The sequence below is a fragment of the Arthrobacter ipis genome, assembly GCF_014694315.1.
Lineage (GTDB): Bacteria > Actinomycetota > Actinomycetes > Actinomycetales > Micrococcaceae > Arthrobacter > Arthrobacter ipis.
This window is the reverse complement of sequence record NZ_JAAOXD010000007.1, coordinates 648,746-664,514: the sequence shown is the minus strand read 5'-3', so window position 1 is coordinate 664,514 and position 15,769 is coordinate 648,746. Positions and strand designations below refer to the sequence as shown.

At 62.1% G+C, this 15,769-nt stretch carries 16 protein-coding genes; 1 reads left to right on the top strand and 15 read right to left on the bottom strand.

Features of this window, described 5'->3' with window-relative positions:
- Positions 1–2: 2 nt before the first annotated feature.
- Genes rplP through rpsJ form a run of 9 tightly spaced genes read right to left on the bottom strand, consistent with a single transcriptional unit; the run spans position 3 to position 4,727 of the window.
- Positions 3–419 carry a 50S ribosomal protein L16 gene (gene rplP, locus G9E11_RS18000; RefSeq protein ID WP_102973688.1) on the bottom strand — a complete coding sequence of 139 codons (417 nt, stop codon included), beginning with the start codon at positions 417–419 and terminating at the stop codon, positions 3–5.
- Positions 420–1,256: a 30S ribosomal protein S3 gene (gene rpsC, locus G9E11_RS17995; protein ID WP_111905195.1), complete on the bottom strand. Its 837-nt coding sequence runs from the start codon at positions 1,254–1,256 to the stop codon at positions 420–422. It lies immediately after the preceding gene.
- Complete coding sequence (gene rplV / locus G9E11_RS17990) at positions 1,257–1,622, bottom strand: 50S ribosomal protein L22 (RefSeq protein ID WP_003803798.1); 366 nt, start codon at positions 1,620–1,622, stop codon at positions 1,257–1,259.
- A 38-nt stretch (positions 1,623–1,660) separates the two neighbouring features.
- The gene (rpsS, locus tag G9E11_RS17985) at positions 1,661–1,942 is read right to left on the bottom strand and encodes a 30S ribosomal protein S19 (protein ID WP_011692805.1); all 282 of its coding nucleotides are present in this window, start codon (positions 1,940–1,942) and stop codon (positions 1,661–1,663) included.
- A gap of 12 nt (positions 1,943–1,954) precedes the next feature.
- Entirely contained in the window at positions 1,955–2,794 is an 840-nt protein-coding gene (gene rplB / locus G9E11_RS17980) for a 50S ribosomal protein L2 (protein WP_003803804.1), read from the bottom strand.
- Between the two features lie 29 nt (positions 2,795–2,823).
- Positions 2,824–3,129, bottom strand: a complete 306-nt coding sequence (gene rplW, locus G9E11_RS17975; protein WP_011692807.1) for a 50S ribosomal protein L23 — start codon at positions 3,127–3,129, stop codon at positions 2,824–2,826.
- A complete protein-coding gene (gene rplD / locus G9E11_RS17970) occupies positions 3,126–3,746 on the bottom strand; it encodes a 50S ribosomal protein L4 (RefSeq protein ID WP_056626641.1) in 621 nt (206 codons plus the stop codon). Before rplD ends, rplW begins: the two co-directional genes overlap by 4 nt.
- 4 nt (positions 3,747–3,750) lie before the next feature.
- Positions 3,751–4,401 carry a 50S ribosomal protein L3 gene (gene rplC / locus G9E11_RS17965; RefSeq protein ID WP_102973689.1) on the bottom strand — a complete coding sequence of 217 codons (651 nt, stop codon included), beginning with the start codon at positions 4,399–4,401 and terminating at the stop codon, positions 3,751–3,753.
- Between the two features lie 17 nt (positions 4,402–4,418).
- On the bottom strand, positions 4,419–4,727 hold the full coding sequence (rpsJ, locus tag G9E11_RS17960) for a 30S ribosomal protein S10 (protein WP_003803825.1): 309 nt from the start codon (positions 4,725–4,727) through the stop codon (positions 4,419–4,421).
- Positions 4,728–5,133: 406 nt separating this feature from the next.
- On the opposite strand from rpsJ, the gene G9E11_RS17955 reads away from it, so the two are divergent.
- Positions 5,134–6,594 (top strand): GH1 family beta-glucosidase, encoded by a 1,461-nt coding sequence (locus G9E11_RS17955; protein WP_190608208.1) that lies wholly within the window; start codon positions 5,134–5,136, stop codon positions 6,592–6,594.
- Between the two features lie 37 nt (positions 6,595–6,631).
- Here G9E11_RS17955 and G9E11_RS21410 read toward each other — a convergent pair whose 3' ends face one another.
- The 6 genes from G9E11_RS21410 to G9E11_RS17930 all read right to left on the bottom strand — a co-directional run bounded on the left by G9E11_RS21410 (position 6,632) and on the right by G9E11_RS17930 (position 15,643).
- A complete protein-coding gene (locus G9E11_RS21410) occupies positions 6,632–6,757 on the bottom strand; it encodes a hypothetical protein (RefSeq protein WP_262982871.1) in 126 nt (41 codons plus the stop codon).
- A 163-nt stretch (positions 6,758–6,920) separates the two neighbouring features.
- Entirely contained in the window at positions 6,921–8,111 is a 1,191-nt protein-coding gene (gene tuf, locus G9E11_RS17950; protein WP_102973690.1) for an elongation factor Tu, read from the bottom strand.
- 257 nt (positions 8,112–8,368) lie between these two features.
- Positions 8,369–10,483 (bottom strand): elongation factor G, encoded by a 2,115-nt coding sequence (gene fusA / locus G9E11_RS17945; RefSeq protein ID WP_190608206.1) that lies wholly within the window; start codon positions 10,481–10,483, stop codon positions 8,369–8,371.
- A gap of 69 nt (positions 10,484–10,552) precedes the next feature.
- On the bottom strand, positions 10,553–11,023 hold the full coding sequence (rpsG, locus tag G9E11_RS17940) for a 30S ribosomal protein S7 (protein WP_003803829.1): 471 nt from the start codon (positions 11,021–11,023) through the stop codon (positions 10,553–10,555).
- A gap of 1 nt (position 11,024) precedes the next feature.
- Complete coding sequence (gene rpsL, locus G9E11_RS17935; protein ID WP_018773658.1) at positions 11,025–11,399, bottom strand: 30S ribosomal protein S12; 375 nt, start codon at positions 11,397–11,399, stop codon at positions 11,025–11,027.
- Positions 11,400–11,743: 344 nt separating this feature from the next.
- Positions 11,744–15,643, bottom strand: a complete 3,900-nt coding sequence (locus G9E11_RS17930) for a DNA-directed RNA polymerase subunit beta' (RefSeq protein WP_190608204.1) — start codon at positions 15,641–15,643, stop codon at positions 11,744–11,746.
- Positions 15,644–15,769: the final 126 nt, after the last annotated feature.

The window sequence follows — 15,769 nt, the reverse complement described above, 5'->3', positions numbered from 1 at the left end:
TTCTATTCACCACCTTCGCGACGCACAATGCGTGCCTTCAACGGGAGCTTGTGGATTGCCAGGCGCAGGGCCTCGCGAGCTACCTCATCACTGACACCGGAGAGTTCAAAGAGAACCCGGCCCGGCTTGACGTTGGCGACCCACCATTCCGGCGAACCCTTACCGGAACCCATGCGGGTTTCGGCAGGCTTCTTGGTCAGCGGACGGTCCGGGTAGATGTTGATCCAGACCTTACCGCCACGCTTGATGTGGCGGGTCATCGCGATACGGGCAGATTCGATCTGACGGTTCGTGACGTATGCCGGGCTCAGGGCCTGGATGCCGTACTCACCGAAGGAGACCTTGGTACCGCCCGTGGCAGCGCCGGAACGACCCGGGTGGTGCTGCTTACGGTGCTTTACTCGACGTGGGATAAGCATTTAAGCCTGTCCTCCTTCTGCTGCCTGTGCCGGAGCTGCTGCCTCGGCTGCCGGAGCTGCAGCAGCAGGTGCTGCGTCGGCTGCCGGACGGTCGGTACGACGACGGCGGTCACCACGGTCAGCGCCACCCGGGCGGCCCGGACGGTCGCCGGAACGGCCACGGGACGGAGCAGCAGCTGCCTGCTGAGCCAGTTCCTTGGAGGTGACGTCGCCCTTGTAGATCCAGACCTTCACGCCGATGCGGCCGAAGGTGGTCTTGGCTTCGTAGAAGCCGTAGTCGATGTTCGCGCGGAGGGTGTGCAGGGGCACACGGCCTTCGCGGTAGAACTCCGAGCGGGACATTTCTGCGCCACCCAGACGGCCCGAGCAAGCGATACGGATACCCTTGGCACCGGCACGCTGTGCGGACTGCATGGCCTTCTTCATCGCACGGCGGAATGCCACGCGGGAAGTCAGCTGCTCTGCAACACCCTGGGCAACAAGCTGCGCTTCCATCTCGGGGTTCTTGACCTCGAGGATGTTCAGCTGAACCTGCTTGCCGGTGAGCTTTTCGAGCTCGCCGCGGATGCGGTCTGCCTCGGCGCCGCGGCGGCCGATGACGATGCCCGGACGTGCCGTGTGGATGTCCACGCGGACACGGTCGCGGGTGCGCTCGATCTCGACCTTGGCGATACCGGCGCGCTCCATGCCCGTGGACATGAGCTGGCGGATACGGATGTCTTCGCGAACGAAGTCCTTGTACCGCTGGCCGGACTTGGTGCTGTCAGCGAACCAGTGCGATACGTGATCGGTGGTGATGCCGAGTCGGAACCCGTGCGGGTTTACTTTCTGTCCCACTTAGCGAGCCTCCTCTTTCTCCGGGGTAGCGACTACCACGGTGATGTGGCTGGTGCGCTTCTTGATCTGAAATGCACGACCCTGAGCACGCGGCTGGAACCGCTTCATGGTCGGGCCTTCATCAACAAACGCTTCGCTGATGATGAGGTCACCTTCGTCGAACGCAACACCATCGCGGTCCGCGAGGACGCGGGCGTTGGAGATTGCCGACTGAACTACCTTGAATACCGGCTCCGAAGCTGCCTGGGGGGCAAACTTCAGAATTGCCAGAGCCTCGTTCGCTTGCTTACCACGAACAAGGTTGACGACGCGCCGGGCCTTCATAGGCGTTACGCGGATGTGGCGCGCAATTGCCTTGGCTTCCATTGCTTTCCTTCTCTCGTCTTTGACGTAAGTGCAGGCGCCTAGCGGCGCTTGCCCTTACGGTCGTCCTTGACATGGCCGCGGAATGTCCGCGTAGGAGCGAATTCGCCGAGCTTGTGCCCGACCATCGACTCGGTGACAAACACCGGGATGTGCTTGCGTCCGTCGTGCACGGCGATCGTGTGCCCGAGCATGTCGGGGATGATCATCGAGCGGCGGGACCAGGTCTTAATGACGTTCTTGGTGCCCTTTTCGTTTTCCCTGTCCACCTTCACAAAGAGGTGCTGGTCAACGAAAGGACCTTTTTTCAGGCTGCGTGGCATGTGTCCAGGCTCCTATCGCTTGTTCTTGCCAGTACGACGGCGACGAACAATAAGCTTGTCGCTCTCTTTGTTGGGGCGGCGGGTACGGCCTTCAGGCTTACCGTTCGGGTTGACCGGGTGACGACCACCGGAGGTCTTACCTTCACCACCACCGTGCGGGTGGTCAACCGGGTTCATGGCGACACCACGGACGGTCGGGCGAACGCCCTTCCACCGCATACGGCCGGCCTTGCCCCAGTTGATGTTCGACTGCTCGGCGTTGCCGACCTCGCCGATCGTGGCGCGGCAGCGCACGTCAACGTTGCGGATTTCGCCGGAGGGCAGACGCAGCTGGGCGAAACGGCCTTCCTTGGCGACGAGCTGAACAGAAGCACCGGCGGAACGGGCCATCTTGGCACCGCCGCCCGGGCGCAGCTCAACCGCGTGGATAACGGTACCCACGGGGATGTTGCGCAGGGGCAGGTTGTTGCCAGGCTTGATGTCAGCGTTGGCGCCGGCTTCCACGAAGTCGCCCTGGGAGAGCTTGTTCGGGGCGATGATGTAACGCTTGGTGCCATCAACGTAGTGCAGGAGGGCGATGCGAGCCGTGCGGTTCGGATCGTACTCGATTTCGGCAACGCGGGCGTTGACGCCGTCCTTGTCGTGGCGACGGAAGTCGATCAGACGGTACTGGCGCTTGTGTCCACCACCCTTGTGACGGGTGGTGATCTTACCGGTGTTGTTACGGCCGCCCTTTTTGGGCAGCGGACGTACCAACGACTTTTCCGGCGTCGACCGCGTGATTTCGGTGAAGTCAGCTACGCTCGAGCCGCGACGGCCCGGCGTAGTCGGCTTGTATTTACGGATTCCCATAATTTATTTCCTCGTTAAAGTGGTCTCCGCTACGCGAGCGGACCGCCGAAGATGTCGATAGTGCCTTCTTTGAGGGTCACAATGGCACGCTTGGTGTTCTTGCGGGTTCCCCATCCGAATTTAGTGCGCTTGCGCTTACCGGCACGGTTGATGGTGTTGATCGATTCGACCTTGACGGAGAAAATCTTCTCCACGGCCAGCTTGATCTCGGTCTTGTTCGAGCGGGGGTCCACCAGGAAGGTGTACTTGCCCTCGTCGATCAGGCCGTAGCTCTTTTCCGAGACGACGGGTGCAAGCACGACGTCGCGCGGGTCTTTGATGGTGGCTGCGCTCACTTGGCATCCTCCTCGTTCTTTGCAGCCTTGTCAGCAACGAATGCTTCGTAGGCAGCCTTGGTGAAGACTACGTCGTCAGAAACGAGAACGTCGTAGGTGTTCAGCTGATCTGCGTACAGAACGTGAACTTCCTCGAGGTTGCGCACGGACAGTGCAGCAACATCGTTGGCGCGCTCAATGACAACGAGCAGGTTCTTGCGCTCGGAGACGCCGCGCAGCGTTGCCAGTGCTTCCTTGGAGGACGGCTTGTCGCCGGCAACAAGATCAGCAATAACGTGGATGCGTCCGTTACGGGCGCGGTCAGACAGTGCGCCGCGAAGTGCAGCAGCAATCATCTTCTTGGGGGTGCGCTGGCTGTAGTCACGCGGGGTGGGACCGTGGACAACGCCACCACCGGTCATGTGAGGAGCACGGATCGAGCCCTGACGGGCGCGGCCGGTACCCTTCTGCTTGAACGGCTTGCGGCCTGCACCGGAAACTTCGGCGCGGGTCTTGGTCTTGTGGGTACCCTGGCGAGCAGCAGCGAGCTGTGCAACGACGACCTGGTGCAGCAGCGGCACGTTGGTCTGAACGTCGAAGATCTCTGCAGGCAGGTCAACCTTGACAGTGCTAGTCATTTAACTAGGCTCCCTTCACGGCGGTGCGTACGAGTACGACCTGGCCGCGGGCGCCGGGGACGGCACCCTTGATCAGGAGCAGCGACTTCTCGACGTCAACCGCGTGAACAGTGAGGTTCAGCGTGGTGTGACGAACGGCGCCCATGCGGCCGGCCATTTTCATGCCCTTGAAGACGCGGCTCGGGGTGGATGCGCCACCGATAGAACCGGGCTTACGGTGGTTCTTGTGGGCACCGTGGGAAGCTCCAACGCCGTGGAAGCCGTGACGCTTCATAACACCGGCGAAGCCCTTACCCTTGGTGGTGCCTACGACGTCGATCTTCTGGCCGGCTTCGAAGACCTCTACAGAGAGCTCCTGGCCCAGCTCGTACTCAGCAGCATCTGCGGTACGGAGTTCGACGACGTGACGGCGAGGCGTGACGCCTGCCTTTTCAAAGTGACCAGCCAGCGGCTTGGTGACCTTGCGGGGATCGATCTGGCCGTAGCCGATCTGAACGGCGACGTAGCCATCAACTTCTGCGTTACGCAGCTGGGTGATGACGTTCGAGTCAGCCTGGACAACAGTGACGGGGATGAGCTTGTTGTTCTCGTCCCAGACCTGGGTCATGCCGAGCTTCGTGCCCAGCAGGCCCTTTACGTTACGGGTTGCGGTCATAGTCTCTCAGCACCTCCCTACAGCTTGATTTCGATGTTCACGTCGGCCGGCAGGTCGAGACGCATGAGCGAGTCAACAGCCTTGGGCGTGGGGTCGATAATGTCGATCAGACGCTTGTGCGTGCGCATTTCAAAGTGCTCGCGGCTGTCCTTGTACTTGTGGGGAGAGCGGATAACGCAGTACACGTTCTTCTCCGTGGGCAGCGGCACGGGGCCGACTACCGTTGCGCCTGCGCGCGTGACCGTCTCAACGATCTTCCGTGCTGAAACGTCAATGACCTCGTGGTCGTATGACTTCAGCCGGATGCGGATTTTTTGTCCCGCCATGTCGCCTGACTCTCTTTCAGTAAGTGCTGCTCTGTTTACTTGCGTGTTGCATGTGGCTGCCGAAGCATTTGAAGTCGTAACTACCACCCGCCGCACAAGCTGAATCCGGATGAATCCGGGTTCCTCAACCTGCCGACGTAACCGGCCCCCGCGGTCGGGCGTGTCGCGCCGTGCAAAGCGCACGAGCCCGCATTTCCTTGGGAGGTGGGTTATGTTTGGGCTTCAACCTGGACCCTGACACCCGGCATTATCCGGATCGGGACGCGAAAAAGCGCTTGAACAACTCATCTAGTATGCCGGAATTTGTCCGAGGAAGCGAATCGGGCCCGGAAGGCCCAGTCCTGCCGCCTCGATCCCCGCCGTCCCGATCGTTGCCGCCGGACAGCTCCGGTTGGATGATGGGTGAATGGCCGTGCAGAACGCCGACGGCGGCGGTGACGCAGTCACCGCAGATTCGGTGCAGGACCTCGCCGGACGCCTGCGCCCGGACTTTGCGCTGGGCGTAGCAGCCGCCGCCTTCCAGATCGAAGGCGCCCTTGCAGCGGACGGCCGCGGACCGTCAGGCTGGGATGCCTTTGCGGCCGCACCAGGCAACATCCTCAACGGGCATTCGCCGGCTGTGGCGTGTGACCACTATAACCGTCTGCCGGAGGACGTTGCCCTCATGCGCGAACTCGGCATCGACTCGTATCGCTTCTCGATCTCGTGGCCCAGGATCCAGCCGGAGGGCCACGGCGCAGCCAACCCGCGGGGACTGGACTTCTACGACCGGCTGGTTGACCTGCTGCTCGCGGCCGGCATCGCCCCGATGGCAACGCTCTACCATTGGGACACTCCCCTCCCCCTCGAGCGCAGCGGCGGCTGGATGAACCGTGCTACGGCTGAGCGCTTCGCGGAGTATGCGGCAGCCGCCGGAAAGCGGCTCGGTGACCGGGTGGCGCAGTGGGTCACACTCAACGAACCCGTCTCCGTCACGCTGAATGGCTACGCCCTGGGCGTCCATGCGCCCGGCCGCGACCTGCTGTTCAAGGCGCTACCTTCGGTTCACCACCAGCTGCTCGGCCACGGACTCGCGGTCCAGGCGCTGCGCTCCGCCGGCGTGGCCGGGACCATCGGCGTTACCAACCTGCACTCCCCCGTACGCCCTGCCACCCAACGGCTGGCGGACAGGCTGGTGGCCAAGGTCTGCGACATTGTCCTCAACCGCGTGTACGCCGATCCCATCCTCCTGGGGCGCTACCCCGCCCCGCCGCTTGCCGTCCGCCCCTGGTTCAAGTTTTTGTCCCGGACGTCCGACGACGACCTCCGCCTGATCAGCCAGCCGCTCGACTTCTACGGGGTGAACTACTACTACCCTGTCCGGGTGGCCGCGGGGCAGGGTCCGACTAACACCCCCGCCGGCAAGTCGCGGGCCATGGCGCGGGTACCGTTCCACTTTGCAGCTTTCCCTGAATATCCCACCACTGGCTTCGGGTGGCCGGTGGCACCGGACCATCTGGGCATCCTGCTGCGGGAGCTCAAGGACAGGTATGGGGCGGCCTTGCCACCCGTCTACATCACCGAGAGCGGCGCAAGCTTTCCAGAGCCCGAGCATGTCACCGGTCCCATAGCGGACTCGAAGCGCATCGACTACCTGGCCCGCCACTTGGACCAAGCAGTGAACTCAACTGCGCCCGGTGGCATCGCGCACGATGTGCGCCTGCTCGGCTACTTCATCTGGACGTTCATGGACAACTTCGAGTGGGCCGCCGGGTATTCACAGCGGTTCGGCCTGGTGCACGTGGACTTCCAAACTCTAAAAAGGACGCCCAAGAAGTCCTTCTACTGGCTGCAGGCACTCACCCGGGCGCGGGCGCGAACGGCCTGAGCGCAGGCTGAGGCCGCCTCACCCGCGGGCGGCGGACCTACTGGTTCTTGTTGGCCCGGTTGATCCGCTTGGCGCGTTCAATCTCGTGGCGGAAGTGCTTCTTCGCCCAAACAACGCCCACCACCACGGCGGCAACCACCAGCAGGAAAATAAGCCAACCCATGATGTTCCTTTTCTCTCGCGAGCACTAACCCTATCAGGCCGGCCCGCTGCCCACTGGCGGGAAATGCAGATACAAAAACAGCCCCGCTGCGAGTAGCAGCGGGGCTGTTTTCGAACATCACGTCAGGCCGTTAGCCGGCCCTTCGATCCGCAATCAGCAAGAGTTACTTGTTGATCTTGGTGACACGTCCCGAACCAACGGTGCGGCCGCCTTCACGGATAGCGAAGCCGAGGCCCTCTTCCATAGCGATCGGCTGGATGAGCGCAACGGTCATCTCAGTGTTGTCGCCAGGCATAACCATTTCCGTGCCTTCCGGCAGGGTGATAACGCCGGTTACGTCCGTGGTACGGAAGTAGAACTGCGGGCGGTAGTTCGAGTAGAACGGGTTGTGACGTCCGCCTTCGTCCTTGGAAAGGATGTAGACGTTGGCCTCGAAGTCGGTGTGCGGGGTGATGGAACCCGGCTTGACGACAACCTGGCCACGCTCGACGTCGTCGCGCTTCAGACCGCGGAGCAGGAGGCCACAGTTCTCGCCGGCCCATGCTTCGTCGAGCTGCTTGTGGAACATCTCGATACCGGTAACCGTGGTCTTCTGGACCGGGCGGATACCGACGATCTCGACCTCAGAGTTGATGGCGAGGGTACCGCGCTCGGCGCGGCCCGTCACGACGGTGCCACGACCGGTGATGGTGAAGACATCTTCGATCGGCATCAGGAACGGCTTGTCACGGTCACGTACGGGGTCCGGAACGGACTCGTCGACAGCAGCCATCAGGTCCTCAACGGACTTGACCCACTCCGGGTCGCCTTCCAGAGCCTTCAGGCCGGAAACGCGGACAACCGGTGCTTCGTCGCCATCGAAGCCCTGCGAGCTCAGGAGCTCACGAACTTCCATTTCGACGAGGTCGAGGAGTTCCTCGTCGTCAACCATGTCTGCCTTGTTCAGCGCGACCAGCAGGTAGGGAACACCAACCTGGCGGGCGAGCAGAACGTGCTCGCGGGTCTGAGCCATCGGGCCGTCAGTAGCGGCAACCACGAGGATCGCGCCGTCCATCTGAGCAGCACCGGTGATCATGTTCTTGATGTAGTCAGCGTGGCCCGGAGCGTCTACGTGTGCGTAGTGGCGCTTCTCGGTCTGGTACTCAACGTGGGAGATGTTGATGGTAATGCCGCGCTGACGCTCTTCCGGAGCAGAGTCGATTGACGCGAAGTCACGCTTCTCGTTGAGAGTCGGGTACTTGTCGTACAGCACCTTGGAAATGGCGGCCGTCAACGTCGTCTTACCGTGGTCAACGTGACCAATGGTACCGATGTTAACGTGCGGCTTAGTCCGCTCGAACTTTGCCTTTGCCACAGGTTCCTCCTAGAACGTTTTTCAAATGGCTTACCTTCAACCGCGCTTATCGCGGCAGAAACTCCAGTAAGTCTACTTGGGGGGCTTTGGATTGGTGAAATTTCAGATTCAGGAACTAATACTAGTGCCTAAAGCCTGTTCGTGCTGATGGCCGGAACCGGGCCGGAACCAGTGTTCCGGCCATCCGCACTAGGGTGTGTTCCGCTGGGGAAACGCACCCGGTTTTTCGCAGCTTGTCGCGTGGACAGTCCTAAGGACTACTCGCCGCGGGACTTCTGGATGATCTCGTCGGCAACTGCCTTCGGGACCTCGGCGTAGCTGTTGAACGTCATGGAGTACACAGCGCGGCCCTGGGTCTTCGAACGCAGGTCACCGATGTAGCCGAACATGCCGGACAGCGGTACGTGTGCGCGGACAACCTTGACGCCCTGGGCATCCTCCATGGACTGCATCTGGCCACGGCGGGAGTTGAGGTCACCGATAACTTCACCCATGTATTCCTCAGGGGTGCGGACCTCGACATCCATCAGCGGTTCGAGCAGAACAGGGTTCGCCTTGCGTGCGGCTTCCTTGAAAGCCATACGGCCAGCGATCTTGAACGCCATTTCCGAGGAGTCAACATCGTGGTACGCGCCGTCAATCAGCGTGGCCTTGATGCCGACAACCGGGTACCCGGCCAGGACGCCGTCGTTCAGTGCATCCTGGATACCGGCGTCAACCGAGGGGATGTACTCGCGGGGAACGCGGCCACCGGTGACCTTGTTCTCGAACTCGTACAGCTCGCCTTCGGAGGTGTCCATCGGCTCGATCGCAATCTGGATCTTTGCGAACTGGCCGGAACCACCGGTCTGCTTCTTGTGTGTGTAGTCGTGACGCTCTACAGCACGCTTGATGGTTTCGCGGTAAGCAACCTGCGGCTTGCCAACGTTGGCCTCGACCTTGAACTCGCGGCGCATGCGGTCCACCAGGATGTCCAGGTGGAGCTCGCCCATGCCGGCGATGATGGTCTGGCCGGTGTCTTCGTTGAGGGAGACCTGGAAGGTCGGGTCCTCAGCGGAGAGCTTCTGGATGGCCGTGGAGAGCTTCTCCTGGTCACCCTTGGTGTTCGGCTCGATGGCAACCGAGATCACGGGCTCCGGGAAGCTCATGGACTCGAGGACGATCTGGTTGCTGGAGTCGCACAGGGTGTCACCCGTGGTGGTGTCCTTCAGACCGATGGCTGCGTAGATGTGGCCCGCGGTAGCGCCGTCAACCGGCATCTCCTTGTTGGCGTGCATCTGGAACAGCTTGCCGATGCGCTCCTTCTTGCCCTTGGTGGAGTTGACAACCTGCGCGCCTGCTTCCACGTGACCGGAGTACACGCGGATGAAGGTGAGCTGGCCGAAGAACGGGTGCGCGGCGATCTTGAAGGCCAGTGCAGAGAACGGCTCTTCGGAAGAAGGCTTGCGGGTCAGTTCCTTCTCTTCGTCGCGGGGATCGTGACCGATCATCGGCGGGACGTCGAGCGGGTTCGGCAGGTAGTCGACAACAGCATCGAGCATCGGCTGAACGCCACGGTTCTTGAACGCGGAACCACAGAACACCGGGTAGATCTCGGAGTTGATCGTCATCTTGCGGATGCCGGCCTTGAGCTCATCGATGGTGATTTCTTCACCTTCGAGGTACTTCTCCATGAGTTCTTCGGAGGACTCTGCGACGGCTTCCACGAGGTTGGCGCGGTATTCCTCGGCCTTGGCCTTGAGGTCTTCCGGGATCTCGCGGATTTCGTACTTGGCGCCCATGGTGACGTCACCCTTGGCATCGCCAGGCCATACGAGCGAACGCATGTACAGCAGGTCGACGACGCCGATGAAGTCGTTCTCGGCACCGATCGGCAGCTGCATGACCAGCGGCTTGGCACCGAGGCGGCTGATGATGGTGTCCACGGTGAAGTAGAAGTCAGCGCCCAGCTTGTCCATCTTGTTGACGAAGCAGATACGCGGAACGTTGTACTTGTCAGCCTGGCGCCAAACAGTCTCAGACTGCGGCTCAACGCCTTCCTTGCCATCGAACACGGCGACTGCACCGTCGAGGACGCGCAGGGAGCGCTCAACCTCAACCGTGAAGTCCACGTGGCCCGGGGTGTCGATGATGTTGATCTGGTTGTTTTCCCAGAAGCAGGTCACGGCGGCAGACGTGATGGTGATGCCGCGCTCCTTCTCCTGTTCCATCCAGTCAGTGGTCGAAGCGCCGTCGTGCGTTTCGCCAATCTTGTGGTTCACACCTGTGTAGAACAGGATGCGCTCGGTGGTGGTGGTCTTGCCGGCATCGATGTGGGCCATGATGCCGATGTTGCGGACCTTACTAAGGTCTGTAAGCACGTCCTGTGCCACGGTGTCTCCCTTTCGGATGGACTACACGTTCGCCGCCGGCTCGTGCGAGCCGGCGGCGTACGGGAAGTTTTACCAGCGGTAGTGGGCGAAGGCCTTGTTGGACTCGGCCATCTTGTGGGTGTCTTCGCGACGCTTCACAGCGGCACCGAGACCGTTCGAGGCATCCAGGATTTCGTTCTGGAGACGCTCGGTCATCGTCTTTTCGCGGCGGGCCTTGGAGTAGCCAACCAGCCAACGCAGGGCGAGTGCGGTGGAGCGGCCCGGCTTGACCTCAACCGGAACCTGGTAGGTGGCGCCACCGACACGGCGGGAGCGGACCTCGAGGGAAGGCTTGACGTTGTCCATGGCCTTCTTGAGGGCTGCAACGGGGTCGCCGCCGGACTTCGCGCGGGCACCTTCAAGGGCACCGTAAACGATGCGCTCAGCAGTGGACTTCTTGCCGTCAACCAGCACCTTGTTGATCAGCTGGGTAACCAGCGGGGAGCCGTAGACGGGATCTGATACGAGCGGCCGCTTCGGGGCCGGACCCTTGCGAGGCATATTACTTCTTCTCCATCTTTGCGCCGTAGCGGCTGCGCGCCTGCTTACGGTTCTTCACACCCTGGGTATCGAGGGCACCACGGACGATCTTGTAGCGGACACCGGGGAGGTCCTTCACACGACCACCACGAACGAGCACAATGGAGTGCTCCTGGAGGTTGTGGCCAACACCGGGGATGTAGGCGGTAACTTCGATACCACCGTTGAGGCGCACACGTGCAACCTTACGCAGCGCCGAGTTCGGCTTCTTCGGGGTGGTGGTGTAAACGCGGGTGCAAACACCGCGGCGCATCGGGCTGCCGTTCAGCGCGGGTGCCTTGGTCTTTTTGACCTTAGGCGTGCGGCCCTTGCGGACCAGCTGGTTAATCGTAGGCACTTTCGTGTTCTCCGTTGGTTGATCTCTGCCCCGCGCCAGGCGAGTGCCTGTGTTGCGTGAGAGCTTTGGCGTTGTCCCTGCGGCTTCGGATCCTAGACGGTCCGTGGGCGTGCAAAAGTGCGGCATCCGTTGCGCACGTAGCCCGCAACCCGGAAACAGGCTCCACCCAAGCATCATGAGAACAAAACCGAAATGATGCTGCGGCGGCCTTCATCCACTGCCACACAGAACAATTACACAAAGTCTAGCATGGCTTGATCTGGAGCCTTAATCGGGTGTAGGGCGCAAACGGGGAAGGACCCCGCACTCAGTGAGTGCGGGGTCCTTCTGCGTAGCTGCTACTTTCAGCGGAAGTCGTTTCCGAGGTCGTAGTCATCCAGCGGGATGGCGTGGAACTCAGGAGCTCCGTCGCCGCCCAGCGTGTCGTAGGAGAAATCGCTGAATGCGCTCGGGCCGGTGAACAGGTTGGCCTTTGCTTCTTCAGTCGGTTCCACCGTGATCTCGGTGTAGCGCGGAAGACCCGTGCCGGCCGGGATCAGCTTACCGATGATGACGTTCTCCTTGAGGCCGAGCAGAGGATCGCTCTTGCCTTCCATGGCCGCCTGCGTCAGGACGCGGGTGGTCTCCTGGAAGGAAGCTGCGGACAGCCAGGACTCGGTGGCCAGCGACGCCTTGGTGATACCCATGAGCTCGGGACGTCCGGAAGCCGGAGTCTTGCCCTCGGATACAACACGGCGGTTGGCGTCCTCGAAGCGGCTGCGCTCGGCCAGCTCACCCGGGAGCAGGTCGGAGTCGCCGGATTCGATGACCGTGACGCGGCGCAGCATCTGGCGGACGATGACTTCCACGTGCTTGTCGTGGATGCCAATGCCCTGGCTGCGGTACACGCCCTGCACTTCGTCCACGAGGAACTTCTGTGCGGCACGCGGGCCCATGATGCGCAGGACCTGCTTCGGGTCGACCGGACCGTTGATGAGCTTCTGGCCCACCGTGACGTGCTGGCCGTCTTCGATCAGGAGGCGCGACCGGCGCAGGACCGGGTAGGCGATCTCTTCGGAACCGTCGTCCGGAGTGATGACCAGACGCATCTGGCGCTCGGATTCCTCGATGGTGATGCGGCCGGCTGCTTCCGCAATCGGCGCCACACCCTTCGGGGTACGGGCTTCGAAGAGCTCCTGGATACGGGGCAGACCCTGGGTGATGTCGTCGCCACCGCTGGCGGAAACAGCACCACCGGTGTGGAACGTACGCATGGTCAGCTGGGTACCGGGCTCACCGATCGACTGAGCGGCGATGATGCCCACAGCCTCTCCGATGTCCACGGTCTTGCCGGTGGCCAGCGAACGGCCGTAGCACAGGGCGCAGGTGCCGACGCTGGACTCACAGGTGAGCACAGAGCGGACCTTGACCTCGGTGATGCCGGCTGCGAACAGCTCAGCGATCACGACGTCGCCGCAGTCGGTACCGCCGGCAGCCAGGACGTTGCCCTTGGAGTCAACGACGTCCACGGCCAGCGTACGGGCGTAGGCGCTGTTCTCGACGTTCTCGTCCAGAGCCAGCTCGCCGTTGGCGTCAGCCACGGCGATCGGCGTGACAAGGCCGCGCTCGGTGCCGCAGTCCTCTTCACGGACGATGACGTCCTGCGAAACGTCCACCAGACGACGGGTCAGGTAACCCGAGTTGGCGGTTCGCAGCGCCGTGTCGGCAAGACCCTTACGTGCACCGTGCGTCGCGATGAAGTACTCCAGCACCGACAGGCCCTCACGGTAGGAGGACTTGATCGGACGCGGGATGATTTCACCCTTCGGGTTGGCCACCAGGCCACGGATACCCGCGATTTGGCGGACCTGCATCCAGTTACCACGTGCACCGGAGGACACCATGCGGTTGATGGTGTTCATCGGCGACAGGCTGTCGCGCATGACCTGGGCAATCTCGTTGGTCGCCTTGTTCCAGATCTCGATCAGTTCCTGGCGACGCTCGTCGTCGTCGATCAGGCCCTTGTCGTACTGTCCCTGGATCTTGGCGGCGCGCTCTTCGTAACCGGCAAGGATGGCCGGCTTCTCCACCGGCACCTCGATGTCGGAGATGGCGACGGTGACGCCCGAGCGGGTGGCCCAGTAGAAACCGGCGTCCTTGAGGTTGTCCAGCGTTGCGGCCGTGACAACCTTCGGGTAGCGCTCCGCGAGGTCGTTGACGATCCGGGAAAGCTCGCCCTTGTCGGCAACAGCCTCAACCCACGGGTAGTCCTCGGGCAGGGTCTCGTTGAAGAGAACCTGTCCCAGGGAGGTGTCCACCAGTGCGGGCTGACCCTGCTCCCAGCCTTCCGGAGCTTCCCAGCCCGCGTAAGGGACAAAGCCCTCGAGACGGATCTTGACCTGGGAGTTCAGGTGCAGCTGGTGGGCGTCGAAAGCCATGATGGCTTCGGACACCGAGCCGAAGACCCGGCCTTCACCAGCTGAACCCACACGCTTGGTGGTCAGGTGGTAGAGGCCGATGATCATATCCTGCGAAGGCAGGGTCACCGGACGGCCGTCAGACGGCTTCAGGATGTTGTTGGACGACAGCATCAGGATGCGTGCCTCAGCCTGGGCTTCGGGGCTCAGCGGCAGGTGGACTGCCATCTGGTCGCCGTCGAAGTCAGCGTTGAACGCGCCACAAACCAGCGGGTGGAGCTGGATGGCCTTGCCTTCAACCAGCTGCGGCTCGAACGCCTGGATGCCGAGGCGGTGCAGGGTAGGTGCACGGTTGAGCAGCACCGGGTGTTCGGTGATGATCTCTTCCAGCACGTCCCAGACCTGCGGACGGTAACGCTCGACCATGCGCTTTGCCGACTTGATGTTCTGGGCGTGGTTGAGGTCAACCAGGCGCTTCATCACGAACGGCTTGAAGAGCTCCAGTGCCATCTGCTTGGGCAGGCCACACTGGTGCAGCTTCAGCTGCGGGCCGACGACGATGACCGAACGGCCGGAGTAGTCGACGCGCTTGCCGAGCAGATTCTGGCGGAAACGGCCCTGCTTGCCCTTGAGCATGTCGCTCAGGGACTTCAGCGGACGGTTGCCCGGTCCGGTGACCGGACGGCCGCGGCGGCCGTTGTCGAAGAGGCTGTCAACAGCTTCCTGAAGCATGCGCTTCTCGTTGTTGACGATGATCTCCGGAGCACCCAGGTCAAGCAGTCGCTTGAGTCGGTTGTTGCGGTTGATCACGCGGCGGTAGAGGTCGTTGAGGTCGGAGGTCGCGAAGCGGCCACCGTCCAGCTGGACCATCGGGCGCAGTTCCGGCGGGATGACCGGGACGGCGTCCAGCACCATGCCGAGCGGGCTGTTGTTGGTGGTCAGGAACGCGTTGACCACCTTCAGGCGCTTCAGGGCGCGGGTCTTGCGCTGGCCCTTGCCGTTGGCGATGATGTCGCGCAGTGAGTCCGACTCTGCCTGCATGTCGAAGTTCTCAAGGCGCTTCTTGATGGCTTCGGCACCCATGGAGCCTTCGAAGTACATGCCGTACCGGTCGCGCAGCTCGCGGTAGAGGCCTTCGTCGCCTTCGAGGTCAGCGACCTTCAGGTTCTTGAAACGGTCCCAGACCTGCTCGAGCCGCTCGATCTCGGCGTCGGCGCGCTTGCGGACGTTCGCCATCTGGCGGTCCGCGGAGTCGCGGGCCTTCTTCTTGTCGGCAGCCTTGGCGCCTTCGCCTTCGAGACGGGCAAGCTCGTTCTCAAGGTCGCGGGCGATCGTGGCGATGTCCGAGTCGCGGTTGTCGATCAGCTGCTTCTTCTCGACGTCATGCTCAACCTGCAGGTTGGGCAGTTCCGCGTGGCGGTTTTCTTCGTCGACGCTGGTGATCATGTAGGCAGCGAAGTAGATGACCTTTTCGAGGTCCTTCGGAGCCAAGTCAAGGAGGTAGCCCAGGCGGGACGGAACACCCTTGAAGTACCAGATATGGGTTACGGGAGCAGCCAGCTCGATGTGGCCCATGCGCTCACGGCGCACCTTGGCACGGGTGACCTCAACGCCACACCGCTCACAGATGATGCCCTTGAAGCGCACGCGCTTGTACTTGCCGCAGTAGCATTCCCAGTCACGGGACGGGCCGAAGATCTTCTCGCAGAAGAGGCCGTCCTTCTCGGGCTTGAGCGTGCGGTAGTTGATGGTTTCCGGCTTCTTAACCTCGCCGTACGACCAGCCGCGGATGTCTTCCGCGGTGGCGAGGCCGATCTGCATGAGGCCGAAGGAGGATTCGCTGGACATATGGTCCCTGTTCTCTCTTGTTCTCTAAATTCTGAAGTCCTGGATCCGGGGTTTCGACAAGCTGAACCACCGGTATCCGGTTACGGGAAAGGTCGAGGGGCCGACGGCGGGTGGTCACCACCCGCC